Source organism: Pseudomonas vanderleydeniana (assembly GCF_014268755.2).
Taxonomy (GTDB): domain Bacteria; phylum Pseudomonadota; class Gammaproteobacteria; order Pseudomonadales; family Pseudomonadaceae; genus Aquipseudomonas; species Aquipseudomonas vanderleydeniana.
This window is the reverse complement of sequence record NZ_CP077093.1, coordinates 5,519,905-5,537,449: the sequence shown is the minus strand read 5'-3', so window position 1 is coordinate 5,537,449 and position 17,545 is coordinate 5,519,905. Positions and strand designations below refer to the sequence as shown.

At 63.5% G+C, this 17,545-nt stretch carries 18 protein-coding genes; 17 read left to right on the top strand and 1 reads right to left on the bottom strand.

What is annotated here, in order from left to right:
- The first annotated feature begins 82 nt into the window (after positions 1-82).
- From sicA to HU752_RS24715, 15 genes are all read left to right on the top strand, one after another.
- Positions 83-574, top strand: coding sequence for a type III secretion system translocator chaperone SicA (gene sicA / locus HU752_RS24785; protein WP_186682433.1), 492 nt, complete (start codon positions 83-85; stop codon positions 572-574).
- Positions 571-2,361 (top strand): type III secretion system translocon subunit SseC family protein, encoded by a 1,791-nt coding sequence (sctE, locus tag HU752_RS24780; RefSeq protein ID WP_186682435.1) that lies wholly within the window; start codon positions 571-573, stop codon positions 2,359-2,361. The genes sicA and sctE overlap by 4 nt, the downstream gene beginning before the upstream one ends.
- Before the next feature lie 5 nt (positions 2,362-2,366).
- Positions 2,367-3,536: an IpaC/SipC family type III secretion system effector gene (locus tag HU752_RS24775; protein WP_186682437.1), complete on the top strand. Its 1,170-nt coding sequence runs from the start codon at positions 2,367-2,369 to the stop codon at positions 3,534-3,536.
- On the top strand, positions 3,536-4,549 hold the full coding sequence (locus tag HU752_RS24770; RefSeq protein ID WP_186682439.1) for an IpaD/SipD/SspD family type III secretion system needle tip protein: 1,014 nt from the start codon (positions 3,536-3,538) through the stop codon (positions 4,547-4,549). The genes HU752_RS24775 and HU752_RS24770 overlap by 1 nt, the downstream gene beginning before the upstream one ends.
- Before the next feature lie 83 nt (positions 4,550-4,632).
- On the top strand, positions 4,633-4,929 hold the full coding sequence (locus HU752_RS24765) for an acyl carrier protein (protein ID WP_186682441.1): 297 nt from the start codon (positions 4,633-4,635) through the stop codon (positions 4,927-4,929).
- Positions 4,930-5,138: 209 nt separating this feature from the next.
- Entirely contained in the window at positions 5,139-6,521 is a 1,383-nt protein-coding gene (locus tag HU752_RS24760; protein ID WP_186682443.1) for a winged helix-turn-helix domain-containing protein, read from the top strand.
- Between the two features lie 2 nt (positions 6,522-6,523).
- Positions 6,524-6,964 (top strand): transglycosylase SLT domain-containing protein, encoded by a 441-nt coding sequence (locus HU752_RS24755; protein WP_186682446.1) that lies wholly within the window; start codon positions 6,524-6,526, stop codon positions 6,962-6,964.
- Between the two features lie 109 nt (positions 6,965-7,073).
- A complete protein-coding gene (locus HU752_RS24750) occupies positions 7,074-8,228 on the top strand; it encodes a PrgH/EprH family type III secretion apparatus protein (protein WP_189656614.1) in 1,155 nt (384 codons plus the stop codon).
- A gap of 3 nt (positions 8,229-8,231) precedes the next feature.
- The gene (gene sctF / locus HU752_RS24745) at positions 8,232-8,489 is read left to right on the top strand and encodes a type III secretion system needle filament subunit SctF (RefSeq protein WP_186682448.1); all 258 of its coding nucleotides are present in this window, start codon (positions 8,232-8,234) and stop codon (positions 8,487-8,489) included.
- A 53-nt stretch (positions 8,490-8,542) separates the two neighbouring features.
- Positions 8,543-8,851, top strand: a complete 309-nt coding sequence (gene sctI, locus HU752_RS24740) for a type III secretion system inner rod subunit SctI (protein WP_186682450.1) — start codon at positions 8,543-8,545, stop codon at positions 8,849-8,851.
- On the top strand, positions 8,848-9,549 hold the full coding sequence (locus HU752_RS24735) for an EscJ/YscJ/HrcJ family type III secretion inner membrane ring protein (RefSeq protein ID WP_186682452.1): 702 nt from the start codon (positions 8,848-8,850) through the stop codon (positions 9,547-9,549). Before sctI ends, HU752_RS24735 begins: the two co-directional genes overlap by 4 nt.
- The gene (locus HU752_RS24730) at positions 9,546-10,094 is read left to right on the top strand and encodes an OrgA/MxiK family T3SS sorting platform protein (RefSeq protein WP_186682454.1); all 549 of its coding nucleotides are present in this window, start codon (positions 9,546-9,548) and stop codon (positions 10,092-10,094) included. The genes HU752_RS24735 and HU752_RS24730 overlap by 4 nt, the downstream gene beginning before the upstream one ends.
- A complete protein-coding gene (locus tag HU752_RS24725; RefSeq protein ID WP_186682456.1) occupies positions 10,075-10,788 on the top strand; it encodes an invasion protein OrgB in 714 nt (237 codons plus the stop codon). Before HU752_RS24730 ends, HU752_RS24725 begins: the two co-directional genes overlap by 20 nt.
- Positions 10,789-10,801: 13 nt before the next feature.
- Positions 10,802-11,185, top strand: coding sequence for a hypothetical protein (locus tag HU752_RS24720; protein ID WP_225920068.1), 384 nt, complete (start codon positions 10,802-10,804; stop codon positions 11,183-11,185).
- Between the two features lie 71 nt (positions 11,186-11,256).
- Positions 11,257-12,279 carry a quinone-dependent dihydroorotate dehydrogenase gene (locus HU752_RS24715; RefSeq protein WP_186682458.1) on the top strand — a complete coding sequence of 341 codons (1,023 nt, stop codon included), beginning with the start codon at positions 11,257-11,259 and terminating at the stop codon, positions 12,277-12,279.
- A gap of 128 nt (positions 12,280-12,407) precedes the next feature.
- Here the strand turns inward: HU752_RS24715 and rmf are convergent, their stop codons facing one another.
- Positions 12,408-12,623: a ribosome modulation factor gene (gene rmf / locus HU752_RS24710; protein ID WP_010448881.1), complete on the bottom strand. Its 216-nt coding sequence runs from the start codon at positions 12,621-12,623 to the stop codon at positions 12,408-12,410.
- A 619-nt stretch (positions 12,624-13,242) separates the two neighbouring features.
- Here rmf and rlmKL point away from each other — a divergent pair.
- Together rlmKL and HU752_RS24700 are read left to right on the top strand one after the other, a co-directional pair.
- A complete protein-coding gene (gene rlmKL / locus HU752_RS24705) occupies positions 13,243-15,459 on the top strand; it encodes a bifunctional 23S rRNA (guanine(2069)-N(7))-methyltransferase RlmK/23S rRNA (guanine(2445)-N(2))-methyltransferase RlmL (protein WP_186682460.1) in 2,217 nt (738 codons plus the stop codon).
- Between the two features lie 133 nt (positions 15,460-15,592).
- Positions 15,593-17,542, top strand: coding sequence for a sensor domain-containing diguanylate cyclase (locus HU752_RS24700; protein ID WP_186682462.1), 1,950 nt, complete (start codon positions 15,593-15,595; stop codon positions 17,540-17,542).
- Positions 17,543-17,545 lie beyond the last annotated feature (3 nt).

Genomic DNA, 17,545 nt, shown 5'->3' with positions numbered 1-17,545 from the left:
CGCATTTTGGCGGTGGGGCGGCGGGGATTTTGGCTCAATGCAGGCGTCAATCAGGCAGGCGCCATCTTCAGGAGTGTGGTCGATGAGTCGCAAAGACAGGCAAGAGGACGAACAGATGGCTTTCGAGGCGGTGCAGGCCGTCCTGGAAGGCATGCCGCTCAAGGATGTGCGCGGGATCAGCGATGAGCAGATGGACAGTCTTTATGCCTATGCCTACGAGTTCTACGAACAGGGGCGACTGGACGATGCGGAGAAGTTCTTCCACTTCCTGTGCATCTACGACTTCTACAACAGCCAGTACTGGATGGGGCTGGCGGCGGTACACCAGTTGCGCAACAACCACCAGAAGGCGATCGAGCTGTATGCGGTGGCCTTTGCCCAGGGTCGGGACGACTACCGCCCGATGTTCTACACCGGCCAGTGCCAGCTTGCCCTCGGGCAGGGCGGCAAGGCCAAGCTGTGTTTCGAGTATGTGGTGGAACGGGTCACCCACGACGACTTGCGTCGGCAGGCCCAGGTCTACCTCGATGCCTTGGGTCATATCGATAGTCGAGCAACGGAGGATCAGCAATGACAGAAATCCATGGGATCCCCGGTTCGGGGCCCCGGCTTGTTCCTGATGCGGGCCCCTATGCCGAGGCGGCCCGCAAGGCAGCCCGGACCGACGAGTTCCAGCGGCTCAACCATGAACTGCTGGCTGGGCTGGAATCGGTGGACTACCAGGCTGCGGGTGGCAGCAGGAGCGAAATCCGGCCGCGACTGCAACCACCGCCACCCCGCGCAGGCGAAGATCATCTGAGCGCCGAGGGCGAGTTCGTCCGGTTGATCGCTTCACTGGTCGAGCTGTTGGGCAACAGCAACCTGGAGAGCCTGAAGAACCGGCTGTCGATGCTGCGTTCCATGGCACATGCATCCCAGCAGGCGTTGCAGCGGCTGTCCGCCGATTATGCCGAGGCACTGGCCGAGCTGGTGGCGGCCCAGGGGGAGGTCGACACCAGCCAGGAGCGTCTGGAGGCGTTGAAGGCCCGGCTCGACCAGGCCCATGGTGAGCTTGAGAAGGCCGAGTCGCATCTGGCATCCCTGAGCCCCTCCTCACCGGAGTATGCCGCGGCCAAGGCCAGGCGTGACCAGGCCAAGGCCGCTGTCGATAGCCTTCAACAAGGTTTCCGGCAGGCTGCGGATACCCATGTGCAACTGCTGGGCAGTGCCAAGCTGGCTGCCCTCAGGGCCGAGGGGTTGGCCCGGCAGATCCAGGACAAGGCGGCTGGTCGTCCTGTCGGCGATGCGCTGGAACAACAGCACCTGAACGCCGCAGGGGCTCTCGCGTTGGCGATGGCGAGGCTGATCGAGCTGCTGGGTGATGCGGCCGATCGGCAGTTGCAGGCCGATCAGGAACTGTTCCTCACCATGCAGGCGGCCCGTCAGGAGTTCATGCGGATCAAGTCCGAGGAATATCAGGAAGAGGTGCGCAAGGCCGAGGCGGCCCAGAAGGCCATGGGTTGTATCGGCAAGATCCTCGGCTGGCTGGTCATGGCAATCAGCGCGGTGGTGGCGGTGGTCAGTACCGTCGCCACCCTCGGGGCGGCAGCTCCCGCCGCCGGAGCCCTGGTCGCCGCAGCGATTGGCATCGTCGGCGTGCTGGCCTCGCTGTCGGACATGATCGTCAAGGAAGCGACTGGCAACTCGTTCATGGAAAAGGCCATCAAGCCGGTGATGGAGGTCTTTCAGAAACTGGTCAAGCTGATGGCGGACATGTACAGCGAGGTCCTCATGGCAATGGGGGTTCCCGAGGACAAGGCGAAAATCATTGGCGCGATCATGGGGGCCATTGCCGCCGTGGTCATGGTCATCGCCGCCGCAGTGGTGGGGATCCAGGCGGCGGGACCGGTGCTTGGCTCGGTGATGAACAAGGTCGTCGAGAAACTGGGCGATGCGTTCTCCAGGCTGGTACCCGAGTTGCTCAAGCAGGGCTTGAACAGCGTGGGCAAGAGTCTGGCCAGCCTGGCGGAGCAACTGCGTGGGCTATTGGCATCATCCACCGACGAGGTGGCGATCAGTCAATTGAAAAACCGCCTCGAACTGCTGCTCGCGGTGGTCCAGACGGCCGGTACCGCCACCCAGTCGGGATTGCAGATCAAGAACGGCATTCACCAGAAACAGGGCGCCGAGCATCTGGCCGATATCCGCGTCAGCATGGCCATCGTCGATGCGCTGGGAGGTTACCTGGAGGAGGCGCTGGAGACCTTCGCCAGGTCGATCCAGAACAATGACGAGCAGATGAAGCGCTTCATGGCCAGGGTGCAGCAGGATCATGGTGCGGCGCTGCAGGTCGCTCGCAATATCAGTCTTGAACGGAGGTAGTTCCCATGTACGGTATTTCCCATCTATCGTTGATGCAACCCGTGCCCAGTGGGGGCGTTTCCCCCGAGTCGGCCACAGGGCTGCCGCCATCTCCCGCGAAGTCTCTGCTCGACAGCACCCCGTTGCAGCACCAGCTCGACAGGCAGGTCTGTGCCGCGCATTCGAACAGCGTCGAGGTGTTGAAAGGGCCACTGGCTGTCCTGGGTTTCACCGACGTCGAATCGACGACGCTGCTGGGTCCGCTGGATGACCGGCAACTCAGGAAGTTGCGCGAACTGGGCTCGTTCGACCTTGCCGGTCTTGCCAGGCTGATCGGCCAGCTTGGCGACGAGGAGTTCACACGGCTGACCGATATCAGCGGGTTGCCCGACCACGAGCTGGACGCGGTGGTAAACGCGGTCGTCCGGCCTGCCGGCGACGAAACCCCTGGGTTGTCGGGTTTCGACCCCAGCGTCTGGGAGAAGCGTATCGGTGTGCTGCTGACAGCGATCATCGCCTTCAATATCGCCCGGCTGGCCAATGCCCAGTTGCGTGGACACTTCAGTGTGATGTCCGCCAATGCTGCGGTGGAGCAGGGCAAGGCGATTCGTGAGGGTGGCAATGCCAGTCTGTATTCCAGCCTCGGGATGGCGATGGCCGCCGGTGCCTTGTCGGGGGGCGGCCTGTTCCTGTCGATCAAGAGCTTCCAGGCCAAACAGGCTGATATCACCACCAACAGGAGCGATGCCCTGGAGGCCGGGCGCCTGCAGGCCGACTTGCGCAAGGATCTCTACGATCCCGACCATTTGAACGTCCTCAAGCCTGAAGAACAGGAGGTTTATCGCCATTCGCTGAATACGCTGATCAGTGATGCCGGGCTGCGTCGGGAGACCTCCGAGTGGATGAGCCAGTTGGCCTCACGCCAGCCGGATCAGTTGGCCGCGATCGGCAACAGCATGAGCTCGATGTCCTCGGTCGTCAGCAATGTGGTGAATGCGTCCATCCGGCTTGAGGAGGTCGTCCAGAACGAGCGGGGCGTACTCCAGCAGAGTAACCAGAATGTGCAGAAAAACCTCGCGGAAGAGCAGGGGCAGGTCGATACCAGGGATGCGGCGTTGTTGCAGAAGCTGATGGAGATCCTCGATCAGATCAATCACTCGCAAAGCAGCATGATCGATGCTCTGGTGCGTGCCTGATGGATATCTCGAACATCCGGCTCACCTCGAACTGGGACTTGGTCCGGCGTCCGGCCACGCCAGAGGAGCCGGTTCCTGAAACCGTCGCCTTGCCCCGTGGGTCCAAGGCTCCATTGGATGTCGCGCTGAAGGCCGTCCAGAGTCAGCTGCAGCGGCTGCTGGAGGCCCACGGGGAGCGGCGCGACTACACGCAGAAGGTGCTGGAGCAGCGCCTGAAATTACTCGATGAACTCTCCGTCGGCATCGTCGAGGGCAACGACGAGATCGTGATCGGGCAACGGTCGATCATCAATGAAGTCAACGGCGCTCTTCCAGGCGAGGTCCGCACGCAGGCCGAAGACCAGGCGGGGCAGACACCGGAGTTTTTCGACAAGCTGATCGAGCTGATCAACCTGATCGGCGGCAGCTATCTGGAGGTCTACAAGAATATCGTCCAGCAGTACTCGGCCTTTTTCGATGCGTTCAACCGCGAGATCACCTCGAAGATCAAGGACTGGATGGAAGCGACCAACGAAGGCAAGGAAATCACGCTGAATGTGAAGCAATTGAAAGCTGCCCTGGAAAAGCTGATCGATGCGTTCAGCAAGGTCGAACCCTTTGACCCGCAGAATCCTGACAAGCCAAGCGGCGTGTTGTTTCCCAAACCTCCGGAAAGGTCCACCACGGACAAGGAGGCGGCGCAGCAGTGGTGCAGGACGCTGGGCCTGGACCCTACCAATCCGGACATCCTGAAAGACGATGGCGACGGGAATTTTTCCGTCATGCTCGACACCGGCCCGCTGAAACAGATGCTGCGGGACCTGCCAGCCGGTGATTCGGTGACGTGGGACAGCGCGCTCTTCCAGTCCTGGCAGACCGGCTTCAATGCCCAGGGTGAACGGCTGAAGAACAAGCTCCAGGAGTACACGCAGAAATACTCCGGCGCCAACTCGACCCACGACAACTTCATCAAGGTCCTCTCCAACCATATCAACCAGTTCGCGGACATGCTCAAGAGCATGAGCCACACCTGACCCACCAGCCCCCTTCACCCTTTCTCGAAGATGCAACCTGCGGGACGCGCCGCCGGCGGTGTCCTGTGCTGGAGAAACAACCGATGAGCTATCTGAAACCAGGCCACTGCGAGCACTTCATCGAACAGCAGGTCATGGTCCTGCTGGCTGGCCACTTCCAGCTGGAGCGACGCCAGGTCCTGCTCGATTCACGGCTGATCGAGGACCTGTACCTGGACTCGATGGGCATCATCGAAATGGTGATGCTGCTCAACGAGGCCTTCCGGATCGACTTGCCCGAGGACGGCGTGGCCAGCTGGCGCACCATTGCGGACGTGTGCCGCCTCGTAGGAAATACCCGTCAGTGCAGTAGAGTTGCGGAAGCTGCTGACGTCCTTTAGGGATACTTCTGCTGCTACCTATCTGCCGTTGCGTGAAGTTTTTTGAATCCTCAAAACATGTGGTGTTTTTCTTGTTTTTATGGAGAAACGTCCTACGGATTGTTGTCGGCCAAGTTTCTATAGTCGCCTGGTTCCTCGTGACGAACCCCGCAGTGTCTGGGGCTCGTTCTTGAATGTCAGTCCATCTGCATAGAGGTTTCAAGCACGATATGGGCCTTGCCACTGATAACTTCCTGAAACAATCGTTCGCGTTCGGCGAGTGGCTACTGCAAGGCGATGGTGTGCTGTTGCGCAATGGAAAGGTCGTTCACCTGCCGCCCAAGGAGTTGCAGGTCCTGCGCCTGCTGCTCGACTGCGCCGGACGACTGGTCACCAAGGACCATCTGCTCGATCGCGTCTGGGCCGGCAGTGATGCCGCGGAGGAGTCGTTGACGCGTTGTATCTATGCCTTGCGCAAGTTGCTCGGCGCCGAGCGCGGCTATATCGCGACCGTGTACGGCAAGGGCTACCGTTTTACCGGTGTGGTGGCTGCACTGGTGTCCCCCCCCGTTGAGGCCCCGACGGGGCCTTCGCTGGCGGTGATGCCGTTTCGCCAGGCGGATGAGCGGTTGTCGTCGAGCCTTCAGGAGGCGACGATTCGCCAACTGAAGACGGCATTCGACGGCACACTGAGGATCCTGCCCGCGGCGCTGACGATGGCGGGAGCCGGCGCGATCGATACCCGGCAACTGATGGAGCGGCTGGCGCCGGATTACTACCTGAGTGGACGCCTTCAGGCCTGCGGCGATCAGCTGGAACTGTCAGTGGAACTGATTCGCGGCCACGGCCACCATCTGGTGTATGGTCCCATGACCGTCAAGGGTACGAGCGAGGAGGTGCTCGGGTCGATGGTGTCGATGGTGGCCCGTCATCTGCCCCAGGTGCGTCCTGCCGCCGACGGTTGTTCGTCCTACCCCGTGGCGTTGGCCTTTCTCCAGGGCATGCACGGTTTACAGCGGCATACCGTGCAAAGCGTGCGCGAGGCCTTGTTGTATTTTCGCCAGTGCCTGCAGATGGATGCGAGCTATGTGCCGCCCTGGTGGGGGGTGGCCGACGCCTATCTGGCGCTGTCCCTGCTGGGGGCGATCGATCAGCAGTCGGCGATCGGCAATGCCCGCGATGCGTTGGCCCGGGCGCTGGAGCTGGAACCGGGCAACCGAGAGGCGCTGGCGCGGCTCGCCCTGGTCACCAGCCTGCAAGGCTGTGACGATGCCGCCCAGGTGCTGTTCCAGCGTTGTCTGGCGGGCAGTGAACGGGCCGATATCCACTATCTGCAGGGCTGGCATTACTGGGCCGGGGGGCACGATGAACGGGCTCTGGCGTGCCTGGAGGCGGCGCTGCGGCAAGACCCCGGCGCGATCGCGGCCCAACTGATGCGCATCCGCATCGTCTTTGCCCGCGATCCCTGGGCAGCCCTGGCCATGACGCGTGACGTGCTGGAGGCTCAGGCGGACGAGCATCCGCTGCTCGGTGACCAGTATGCCGTTATCCAGGCGCATTGTGCGCAGCTGGTCTCGCCCCCGGGGATATCGGCAGGGCGGCAGCCGGACTGAACATGAGCAGGAGCAACCCGTGGCTTGCCTGGTGGCTGCTGATGTGGGCGGGGGCGGCACCAGCCTTCTGCTGGGAGAGTGCCGGGCGCGCCCATGGCATCGAGCCGGAACTGCTGTATGCCATTGCCCATGTGGAGAGCGGCCTGCGACCGCAGGCGATGAATCACAACCCTGATGGCAGTCGCGACATCGGTCTCATGCAAATCAACAGTCTGCATCTGCCCCGATTATCCGGGCAGGGGATTACCGAGCAGCGATTGCTTGAGGAGCCTTGCCTGAGTGTGTGGGTCGGGGCGTCGATCCTGGCGCAGTTCATTGCCCGGCACGGTTATGGCTGGACGGCGGTGGGTGCCTACAACGCCGGTGGCGCCGGAGATCGCCAGGCGGCTCGGCAGCGTTATGCACGCAAGGTCTGGCGTTTCTATCGGGTTCTGGTGCCCTGAACGGGGCGTTTCTGATCGGAATATTCCGATGTCGACGGCGGGCGATCAGGATCGGCCTGCCGGACGTGGCTAGCATCTGCCCGACGCTTTCCCATCGAAGAGGGTGGAGATGTCGGATAACCCCTTTTTACCCTGCGTGCTGAGAGTGGGCAGTGGCCTGTTGCAAGGGTGCGAGTTCAGGCTCTGCAACAGCCGTACGCTATTCATCGTCGGAGCCGCTGATGTGCTCGACGACGAAGGCCTGGTGGCCGCGGTGCCCGATGAGGCGATCTTCGTTCCCGTCGAGCGGCGCAGTTGCAATTTCGAGGTACTGCTCGGCCCGGAGGGCGCGCGCCTGCGCATCCTGGGCGAGCAGGTCGAACTGCGCGACGTGGTGTTCCAGCGCCGTGAGCGGATCGGCGAACTGCTCGTCGCCCTGCGGCCCGAGGGGGAGCCCTGGGCGCCGGATCTGTTCGAGGTGGCGTTGTCGAGCGAACCGCTGAAGAGCGCCCGTGGCCTGCGCCCACGGCTCCGGAAGCTAGTCGTCAGCCTCCTGCTGTTCATCCTGCTGGCGGTGTGTGCGGCGGTTTCGTCGTTGCCGATGGACAGTGCCCGGGCGGACATTGCCGCGCTGCTCGTCGGCACCCGCGGCGCGATCAAGGTCCTGCAGGGGCGGGACGAGCGGGTCCATGTGTTCGTGACCTCGGATCACGATGCGAGTTGGAGTCGCCAGGTACTGATGCGGCAGGGCATCGCCAGCTCGGTGCTGGATGTACAGGCGGAGAGCCGGCGCCTGGAGTCGTTGCTGGCCGAGCGGATTCCGGCATCGCAGGTGGTACGGATTGACCTGTCGCAGCCTGATCGTGTGCGGGTGCTGCGGGGGGCGCCAGGCCTGGTTGACGCCGAGCTCAGGCAGCAGGTCCGGCGACTGTTGCTCGACGAGGCCGCTTATGTGCGGCAGGTGGACTTCGCGCTCATCGATGAGCAGCTGCCCGCGATGCTGGCGGCTCAGGGCCTGGAGCGCCTGGGGCTGTCGTATGAGCGGGTCGGGCAGGGCGAGCCCGTGCTATTGCGGATCGTCGGCGACCTGCACGATGCCGAGCGTGAAGAGGCCCGGCGCTTCATCGAGGACTTCCAGCGCCGCTGGGGCAACCATGGCGTGCGCTTCGACATCGAGCTTCGCGACGACCCATTCAAGGGGCGCTCGTTTCAGGCGGGGCCCGGGGGCTACATCAAGACGAGCCATTCGTCCTGGTATTTTCCAACGACGCAGCAAGTGAGGTGATGGATGAGTATCCCAAGACCGATCGAGTTCCACGATGACTTCCTGGGCAAGCAGGCAGAGGCTTTCGAGACCGGCGCCAAGGCGCTCAAGGACATATTGGACAATGCGCTGAAGGCGCTCAAGGATGACCCGTCGGACCCTGGCCTGCTGGCGGCCTACCAGTCGGCCTTTTCTTCCTACACCGTGTTCCGCAATGTCCAGACCAACACGATCAAGGGCTTCAAGGACATCGACATGTCGACCATCCAGGCGGCACGCTGATCTTCCGTCACCGATCCGGCTGGCGTCGAGCGCCGGCCTTTGCGAGGGATACGATGTCCTATTCAATTCCGACCGTTGGCCTGCGCGACGAGGTGGCGATGGCCGAGCTGCGCATTGCCGCGGAAAGCCCGGCGGTTTCCCTGGAGGCTCGCCTGGTCGAGGCCTTTGCCGGTGCTGCGGTAGGCTCGGCCGGTAGGGTGGGCGGGATCCAGCAGATACTGGCCAGCCCCGATGTCACCCACCCGGAGCGGCTGGCGCAGCTGCAGGAGCAACTGGCGCAGCACACCGTCGATATCAACTTGCTCAATGTCCTGGTGCGCAAGGCCGTGGGCACGGCAGAAACCCTCCTGCGTTCGTCATGAAGCCAGGTACCTGGCTGGTGTTGCTGTGCCTGATCCTGGCGGGCTGCCGCCAGCCCGACCTGCTCGACGGCCTTGACCAGCAACAGGCCAATGAGGTCGTGGCGGTGTTGCAGCGCAACAACATCGGGGTGGACAAGCGCGACAACGGCAAGGCGGGCTACAGCGTCAGGGTGGCGCGGGTGGATTTTCCGGCAGCGGTGGACCTGCTCAGCCTCTACTCGTTGCCCTCCAGGCCACGCCTGGAAGTGGCCGAGCTGTTTCCCGCCGACTCGCTGGTCGCCTCGCCCCGGGCGGAAAAGGCACGCCTGTATTCGGCTCTGGAGCAACGCTTGGAGCAGTCACTCAACCTGCTCGAAGGGGTGGTCTCGGCGCGGGTACATGTCAGTTACGACCTTGAGGCCGGGGAGGGTGGACGCAAGGCCGCGCCCGTGCACCTGTCGGCGCTGGCGGTGCATGAGCGCGATGTCGAGCCGGGATTGCTGGTTGGCGATATCAAGCGCCTGCTGAAGAACAGCTTCGCGGGGCTGGAGTACGAACACATTTCGGTGGTGCTCAGTCGTCGGGGGCCGATCCAGCATGTGGCACCGGTGGCTGCCGAACCGCAGGGCAGCGCCTGGTGGCTGGCCGCGGTGGTCATGCTCACCCTGCTGGGGGCCGGTGGGTTCTACCAGCTACGCATGAGGCCCGGGCGTTCATGAGCGAACTGGACGATTGCCTGCGGCAGATTCTCTGGCAGCCGCTGGACTATCTCGAACCGGGCCGACTTCAACTGTCCGGGGCGTTCGCCGACGAGCCGACACGACAGGTACTCAACCATATTCTGCTGGAAGGCCTGCAACTGCCGATGTCCTTGTCACGCCCCGATACGTTCGTTGCCGTCTGGATCCGCCACTGGCGACAGTTGCCGCAGGTCGCCCGGCTGATGGGGGCGCAACGCTTGTGGCCGGCCCTGGCACGCGGTGCGCGCATGGGGGCGTTGTCCGTGCAGGTGCGTGAGTTCGCCCGCTGTGCGATCGGCCCCCGTTCACCCCTGGCGCTCAGCGCCGAATATCCCGTGTTGCAGCAGGTGGATGGCATGGGGTTGGCTTACCTGCTGGGATTGGCGCTGCCGGCAGCACTGCGCGAGCGACTGGTGTTGCAGTTCCCGGCGACGGTGGTCGCCTGGCAGGCCTGCCTGCCGGTCTCGCAGTCCGATCCGGCGTTGTTCTTCCTGGCGGTACAGCATGCTCGACACTCTTCGTAGCCTGGACGAGTTGCCCGCTGATGGCCCCGACTGCGTGCATGTCACCCGCCAGGAGCTGGCGACGGCGCGTCGCTGCCGGGCACTGGAGCTCGAGGCCCGGCGGCGGGCCCGTGACCTGCTCGACGAGGCGCAGGGCCACGTTGAGGCCATCCGGGCCGCAGCCTTTGCCGAAGGTTATGGCGAGGGCGTCTTGCAGGCCGCGGTCGATCTGGCCCGCGGCCTGTGCGAGACGCAGCGCCTGGCCGGGCAGTTGCATCGACAAATGGCCGAATCGGTCCGGCAATTGCTCAAGCACCTGCTGGATGATCCTCGCTGGTTCGACGAGATGCTTGAGCATTGGTTGGCAGAACAGGCCGAGAGCGGGCGTTCGGCCTTGCAGATCCTGCTGCCCCGGCGTTATCGGGGGCGGGTGGCGAGGTTGCGTGAGCAACTGGAAGGCCTGGGGCTGGAGTCGGTCCAGTTCGAGTTCTGCGAACAGGAGCGGCATGTCGTCCGTCTGGGCGAGCAACTGTTCGAATTCGAGCCCGAATCGGCCCGCGAGCCACTGGCACCGCAGGTATTGAGTCAACTGGTGGGGCTGCCGGACGGTGTCCGCGAACTGGATGAGCAGGCCCGCCAGGCCCTGGCGCGGCTGGTTTCGGCGTTCACCGGAGCTGGCTCGCCAGCGCCGTTGCAAAGCCATGATGCGGATTGACGGTGGCTCTTGGGTGCCGGTCGCCGCAAGCGATTCGGTCACGCCCCTGGAGCAGCGGCTGAGCGCCGCCCCGTCTCCTGGGCCGGACTTTGAGACGTTCTACCAGCGGCTGCTGGAGCTGGCGGGGGCGGGGAGCCCGGCGATCCTGCGGTTCATCAGTGCTTACCGCAGCAACGGGGAAGGCCAGCCGGACTATCGCTCCCTCAATGAGCAACTGAAGGTGGTCGGGCAGATCCTGGCGCGATTCAAGGAAGAGGGCCTGGCAGGCTCGGCGCAGGAGCGCGAGATGCGCGAAGCGATGAACCGCCTGTTTGGCGCCGGCCTGTTCATCAACCGCTACTTGCACGAGGTGTTCCAGCCACTGGCTGACGATAGTTGGGAAAACGCGGACTGGTGACCTCGCTTGTCAGGGGGCGGCCCGGCTATAATCACCGGTTCAATTCGCCGCCATCCGAGTCATGTCCGCCCATGTATAACCTGGCCCGCCAGCTGTTGTTCAAACTTTCTCCGGAAACTTCCCATGATTTGTCCCTGGACCTGATCGGTGCGGGCGGACGCCTGGGACTCAACGGCCTGCTGTGCAAGGCACCGGCTGCAAATCCGGTGACGGTCATGGGACTGACCTTCCCCAACCCGGTGGGCCTGGCCGCGGGCCTGGACAAGAACGGGGCGGCCATCGACGGTTTCTCCCAGCTGGGTTTCGGCTTCGTCGAGATCGGCACGGTGACCCCGCGGCCACAGCCGGGCAACCCGAAGCCCAGGATCTTTCGCCTGCCCGAGGCCGAGGCGATCATCAATCGCATGGGCTTCAACAACCTGGGCGTGGACAACCTGTTGGCCCGGGTTCGTGCCTCGCGCTACAGCGGCATCCTCGGCATCAATATCGGCAAGAACTTCGACACGCCGGTAGAACGCGCAGTCGACGACTACCTGATCTGCCTGGACAAGGTCTACACCCACGCCAGCTACGTCACGGTCAACGTCAGCTCGCCGAACACCCCGGGCCTGCGCAGCCTGCAATTCGGTGACTCGCTCAAGCAATTGCTCGAGGCCCTGCACAAGCGCCAACAGGAGTTGGCCGCGCAACATGGCAAGCACGTGCCGCTGGCGATCAAGATCGCCCCGGACATGACCGACGAGGAAACCGTACTGGTGGCCCAGGCGCTGCTGGAGTCGGGCATGGATGCGGTGATCGCCACCAACACCACCCTGAGCCGGGTCGGCGTCGAGGGCCTGGCCCATGGCGACGAGGCCGGTGGCCTGTCCGGTGCGCCGGTACGCGAGAAGAGCACGCACACGGTCAAGGTGCTTGCGGCGGAACTGGCGGGGCGCCTACCGATCATCGCCGCTGGCGGGATCACCGAGGGTGAGCACGCGGCCGAGAAGATCGCCGCCGGCGCGAGCCTGGTGCAGTTGTACTCGGGCTTCATCTACAAGGGCCCGGCATTGATTCGCGAGTCGGTGGATGCCATTGCGGCCTACCGTCGCTGAAACGGACGGCGAATCGCAGGCATTAAAAAGGGCTCCACCTGGAGCCCCTGGGCCGAAGCCCGCCGCCCGGATGGGGCGCGCTTGGTTTGATCATCATGCTCGAATTGTGGTGTCGGAATGTGCCCTGATCAGCCGACAGCGTGAAGTTCGTTGAGTCTGTGGATGCCCGCGGTGCCGGTCATACCGTCCCAGTTGTCGCCACGTCCCTCGCGCCAGCCGTTGATCCAGGCTTGGCGTACCGACGGTAGAGTAAAGGGGCAAAGCTCGCGGGATTTGCCGTTAACGCCGTATTGATATCCGCGTAAAAACGCTCTTTCCAACGGATCACGCTTGAGTCTTCTCATAGGGTGTTGCCCTCACTGGTTGACTGTTATATGTCCCGTCGACCTCTGTCGAGGCCGCGCAGATTGCATTGCTCTGCATCTGCTTGGTGCCCGCTGCCGGCGTGGCGGGCTCCGCTCCGCACGAAACAACCCGCACGCGTTGGTCGGCGAGTTTCGGCAGGGAGCGGGTTGTTGACGCCATTGCGACGTCAACCTGAGTTGATTTCTAACCAATGCGCGGAGGCGTGTGAATGATCGTTTTGTCATAAGGACGTAACGATATGAGTGTTAGGGCCATAAGATCAGCTGGCCATTTGCTCGGCCTGTGGCAGAAAATCCAGCTATGATCAGCCCTTGCATGAACAATGAGTTTAATTCGCCACTGCGAATACCGACCCGTTGTGCTCAGGTATTATTCGACGAAGGGTCACGATGTGACTTTTTGTTACGGAAAGATTGAACTGCTCCGGCGTCCAATTTCATTTGTCCTCCTGTTTTTCAGGTAGTGGGACAATGAAATCAGCCGGGGTGGAATGGCGTAATGGTGCGCCACACGAGCACTCTTCGAGAAAAGTGCTCGATCGAAACCGAACGGCGATGCGTCGTCCGTTCATTGACTGCTCAAGGCCCTGGAATTCCCATGTCGGATCGTTACGAACTCTTCCTCACTTGCCCCAAAGGTCTCGAAGGCCTGCTCCTTGAGGAAGCCGTCGGGCTTGGCCTTGAGGAGGCGCGCGAGCACACCTCGGCCATTCGCGGCCAGGCCACCATGGAGACGGCCTACCGGCTGTGCCTCTGGTCACGCCTGGCCAACCGCGTACTGCTGGTACTCAAGCGTTTCCCGATGAAAAATGCCGACGACCTGTACCAGGGCGTGCTGGATGTCGACTGGCAGGACCACATGCTCGCCGATGGCAGCCTGGCGGTGGAGTTCAGTGGCCACGGCTCGGGTATCGACAACAGCCACTTTGGTGCGCTCAAGGTCAAGGATGCGATCGTCGACAAGCTGCGCACGCCAGCCGGCGCGCGGCCGAGCATCGACAAGGTCAGCCCGGACCTGCGCATCCACCTGCGCCTGGACCGGGGCGAGGCGATCCTGTCTCTCGACCTGTCCGGGCACAGCCTGCACCAGCGCGGCTATCGCCTGCAGCAGGGCGCGGCTCCGCTCAAGGAAAACCTCGCGGCGGCGGTGCTGATTCGCGCCGGTTGGCCGCGCATCGCCGCCGAAGGTGGCGCGCTGGCCGACCCGATGTGTGGCGTGGGTACCTTCCTGGTGGAAGCGGCGATGATCGCCGCCGATATCGCGCCGAACCTCAATCGGGTCCATTGGGGCTTCGATGCCTGGCTGGGGCATGTCCCGGCCGTGTGGAAAAAGGTCCAGGCCGAGGCCGAAGCCCGTGCCGAAGCCGGCCTGGCCAAGCCGCCGCTGTGGATTCGTGGTTATGAAGCCGACCCGCGGCTGATTCAGCCGGGGCGCAATAACGTCGAGCGGGCCGGCTTGAGCAACTGGATCAAGATCTACCAGGGCGAAGTCGGCACCTTCGAGCCGCGCCCGGACCAGAACCAGAAAGGCCTGGTGATCTGCAACCCGCCGTACGGCGAGCGCCTGGGCGACGAGGCGAGCCTGCTCTATCTCTACCAGAACCTCGGCGAACGCCTGCGCCAGGCCTGCCTGAACTGGGAGGCGGCGGTGTTCACCGGGGCGCCGGACCTGGGCAAACGCATGGGCATCCGCAGCCACAAGCAGTACGCGTTCTGGAACGGTGCCTTGCCGTGCAAGCTGCTGTTGATCAAGGTGCGTCCGGATCAGTTCGTCACCGGCGAGCGCCGTACTGCCGAGCAACGCCAGGTCGAGCGTGAACTGGCCGAAGCCGGTGACGAAGCCGGCATCGCGGCGCCGGCCACCGAGCCGGCACGCCTGAGCGAAGGCGGGCAGATGTTCGCCAATCGCCTGCAGAAGAACCTCAAGCAACTGGGCAAGTGGGCCAAGCGTGAAGGCGTGGACTGCTACCGGGTCTATGATGCCGACATGCCGGAGTACTCCCTGGCGATCGACCTGTACCACGACTGGGTTCACGTGCAGGAGTATGCCGCGCCCAAGTCGGTCGACCCGGAAAAGGCCCAGGCTCGCCTGTTCGATGCCCTGGCGGCGATTCCCCAGGCGCTCAACGTCGACAAGAGCCGGGTGATCATCAAGCGTCGTGAGCGCCAGAGCGGGACCCGTCAGTACGAGCGCCAGGGCGCCCAGGGCAAGTTCCTCGAGGTCAACGAAGGCGGGGTGAAGCTGCTGGTCAACCTGACCGACTATCTCGACACCGGGCTGTTCCTCGACCACCGGCCGATGCGCCTGCGGATCCAGAAAGAGGCGGCCGGCAAGCGCTTCCTCAATTTGTTCTGCTACACCGCAACCGCCAGTGTGCACGCAGCCAAGGGCGGTGCGCGCACCACGACCAGTGTCGACCTGTCGAAAACCTACCTGGACTGGGCGCGACGCAACCTGTCGCTGAATGGTTTCTCCGACAAGAACCGCCTGGAGCAAGGCGATGTAATGGCCTGGCTCGAAGGCAACCGCGACGAGTTCGACCTGATCTTCATCGATCCGCCGACCTTCTCCAACTCCAAGCGCATGGAGGGCGTGTTCGACGTCCAGCGTGACCACGTGCAGTTGCTCGACCTGGCCATGGCCCGCCTGGCCCCGGGCGGCGTGCTGTACTTCTCGAACAACTTCCGCAAGTTCCAGCTGGAAGAGCACATCACCACGCGTTATGCCGTCGAGGAAATCAGCAGCCAGACCGTGGCCCCGGACTTTGCCCGCAACAGCAAGATCCATCGCGCCTGGAAAATCACCGCCCGCTGATCCGCCCGTCTTTGCGGAGCCCCGTTTTTTGTGGGCTCCGCAGCCTCCGGGACTGGCTAAACTACTGGCGAATAGCTATAACTCAGTCGAAGCCAAAGTGATGTAAACACGCCGGCGTGATGAGTTGTCGCCTATGTCGTCGCATGCCGTACGCCCCAAGATTCTTGGCTTTATCAGCGAAGATGCCTCAGCGTGGCTGGTCGCCGTGCTGGTCCTGCTGGCGGGCGGGCTGCTGACGCTGTTGCTGGCCGTGGGTAGCCACGACCTCTACCAGCGACAGCTGCAGCAGCGTTTCGATTTGCTGGCCAGCGAACGCTTCAGTCGGATCGAGGAGCGTTTCGACGATCAGATACAGCGGCTCGACAGCCTGCGGCGTTTCTTCGTCAATTCCGATTCGGTTTCCCGCCGTGAATTCACCGGTTATGCCCGGCCGTTGCTGCGGCGTACCCAGGCCTATGCGTGGGCGCCACGGGTGGGTGGCAGCGCACGGGCGCTCTTCGAGCGGCGGGTTCGCGCCGAGGGCATCGGCGATTTTTCCATCCGCGAACTCGATGCCCAGGGGCACCTGCAGTTGGCGGAGGTACGTGACGAGTACGTGCCGGTGCTTTATAGCGAGACGCAAAGCCCCCTGGGCTCGCCGCTGGGTTATGACCTGCTGGCGCAACCCTTGCGTCGGGCGACCCTGGAGCGGGCCCGTGAGTCGGGTCTCATGGCCATTTCGCAACCGTTGAACCTGGTGGGCGTCGAACCGGGCTATGACCGTGGTGCGCTGCTGGTCGCCCCCGTGGTGATGCCCACCGCCGTCGGGCAGCCGCAACCGGGGCCCCTCGGCTATGTACTGGCGGTGATCAGCCTGCGCCAGCTGGTGACTGACGGCTTGCCGGAACAGAGCCAGGACAACCTGTCGGTGCGCATTCTCGACCTGTCGACCGAGGGCGAGCATGAGGTGTTGTACCAGTCACCCAATCCACCCATGGAACATTCCCTGACTGCTGTTCGCCTGCTGCGGCTGGCCGATCGTGACTACCAGGTGACCATCGACTCCAGCGAGCCGTTCAAGCAGGCCAACCACTCCTCGGTGAGCAGCCTGGTGGTGCTGGGCGGGTTGTTGAGCGTGTTGCTCAGCGCCCTGCTGTACAGCCTGGTCAGCCAGCGCCAGCGTGCACTGCGCCTGGTGGAGCAGCGTACCGCGCAATTGCAGGTGCGCGACCGCCTGCTGGAAAAACTCAGTGCCAACGTGCCTGGCAGTCTCTACCAGTACAAGCTCAACCTCGATGGCAGTTCGCAGTTCGTCTACGCCAGTGCCGGCACCGGGGATACCTTCGAAGTCGATGTCCGGTTGCTGCAGGAGGATGCCGCGCCAGCGTTCGAGCGAGTGCATCCGGATGACCTGGCGGAGCTGAGGGCCTCGATCCAGGTCTCGGCCCTGCGGCTGAGCCCCTGGCGCGAGGAGTTTCGCGTGATCCTGCCGACGCGCGGGGTGCGCTGGTTGCGTGGCGAGGCGCTGCCCGAACGCCTGCCGGGGGGCGAGGTGCTCTGGCATGGCTATCTTTCGGATATCTCCGACCTCAAGCGGGTCGAGGACGAGCTGCGGGCCCTGTCGGTCACCGACTCCCTGACGGGTATCTACAACCGCCGCTATTTCCAGGAACGCCTGAGTGCCGAGATGGCGCTGGCCCAGCGTGGCCCTGGCAGGTTGTCGGTGATCATGCTCGACATCGATCATTTCAAGCGGATCAACGATCAGCACGGCCATGCCGAGGGCGATCGGGTGCTCAAGGAAGTGTGCCTGCGGGTTGGCCACCGGCTACGCCGTACCGATGTGTTCTGTCGCCTGGGGGGCGAGGAATTCATGGTGCTGTGCCCCAACACCGACGCCGGGCAAGCCAGCACCCTGGCGATGGAGTTATGGTTGGCGTTGCGCTGTGCCCCCTTCGGGCGTGTCGGGCAGGTGACGGCCAGCTTCGGTATCGCCAGTTGGCGAGTCGGCGAGGGGGCGGATGCGTTATTGCTGCGCGCGGACTCGGGTGTGTACCTGGCCAAGCAGAACGGCCGTGACCAGGTGACGGTGGAGCAGGACTGACGC

Excerpts from the sequence above, each read along its gene's own strand:
- HU752_RS24725 (WP_186682456.1), top strand. The coding sequence starts at position 10,075 with ATGCTCGACACTCTTCGTAGCCTGGACGAGTTGCCCGCTGATGGCCCC.
- HU752_RS24770 (WP_186682439.1), top strand. The coding sequence starts at position 3,536 with ATGGATATCTCGAACATCCGGCTCACCTCGAACTGGGACTTGGTCCGG.
- HU752_RS24735 (WP_186682452.1), top strand. The coding sequence starts at position 8,848 with ATGAAGCCAGGTACCTGGCTGGTGTTGCTGTGCCTGATCCTGGCGGGC.
- HU752_RS24715 (WP_186682458.1), top strand. The coding sequence starts at position 11,257 with ATGTATAACCTGGCCCGCCAGCTGTTGTTCAAACTTTCTCCGGAAACT.
- HU752_RS24750 (WP_189656614.1), top strand. The coding sequence starts at position 7,074 with ATGTCGGATAACCCCTTTTTACCCTGCGTGCTGAGAGTGGGCAGTGGC.
- HU752_RS24760 (WP_186682443.1), top strand. The coding sequence starts at position 5,139 with ATGGGCCTTGCCACTGATAACTTCCTGAAACAATCGTTCGCGTTCGGC.
- sicA (WP_186682433.1), top strand. The coding sequence starts at position 83 with ATGAGTCGCAAAGACAGGCAAGAGGACGAACAGATGGCTTTCGAGGCG.
- sctF (WP_186682448.1), top strand. The coding sequence starts at position 8,232 with ATGAGTATCCCAAGACCGATCGAGTTCCACGATGACTTCCTGGGCAAG.
- HU752_RS24765 (WP_186682441.1), top strand. The coding sequence starts at position 4,633 with ATGAGCTATCTGAAACCAGGCCACTGCGAGCACTTCATCGAACAGCAG.
- HU752_RS24775 (WP_186682437.1), top strand. The coding sequence starts at position 2,367 with ATGTACGGTATTTCCCATCTATCGTTGATGCAACCCGTGCCCAGTGGG.
- HU752_RS24700 (WP_186682462.1), top strand. The coding sequence starts at position 15,593 with ATGTCGTCGCATGCCGTACGCCCCAAGATTCTTGGCTTTATCAGCGAA.
- sctE (WP_186682435.1), top strand. The coding sequence starts at position 571 with ATGACAGAAATCCATGGGATCCCCGGTTCGGGGCCCCGGCTTGTTCCT.
- rmf (WP_010448881.1), bottom strand. The coding sequence starts at position 12,623 with ATGAGAAGACTCAAGCGTGATCCGTTGGAAAGAGCGTTTTTACGCGGA.
- rlmKL (WP_186682460.1), top strand. The coding sequence starts at position 13,243 with ATGTCGGATCGTTACGAACTCTTCCTCACTTGCCCCAAAGGTCTCGAA.
- HU752_RS24755 (WP_186682446.1), top strand. The coding sequence starts at position 6,524 with ATGAGCAGGAGCAACCCGTGGCTTGCCTGGTGGCTGCTGATGTGGGCG.
- HU752_RS24730 (WP_186682454.1), top strand. The coding sequence starts at position 9,546 with ATGAGCGAACTGGACGATTGCCTGCGGCAGATTCTCTGGCAGCCGCTG.
- sctI (WP_186682450.1), top strand. The coding sequence starts at position 8,543 with ATGTCCTATTCAATTCCGACCGTTGGCCTGCGCGACGAGGTGGCGATG.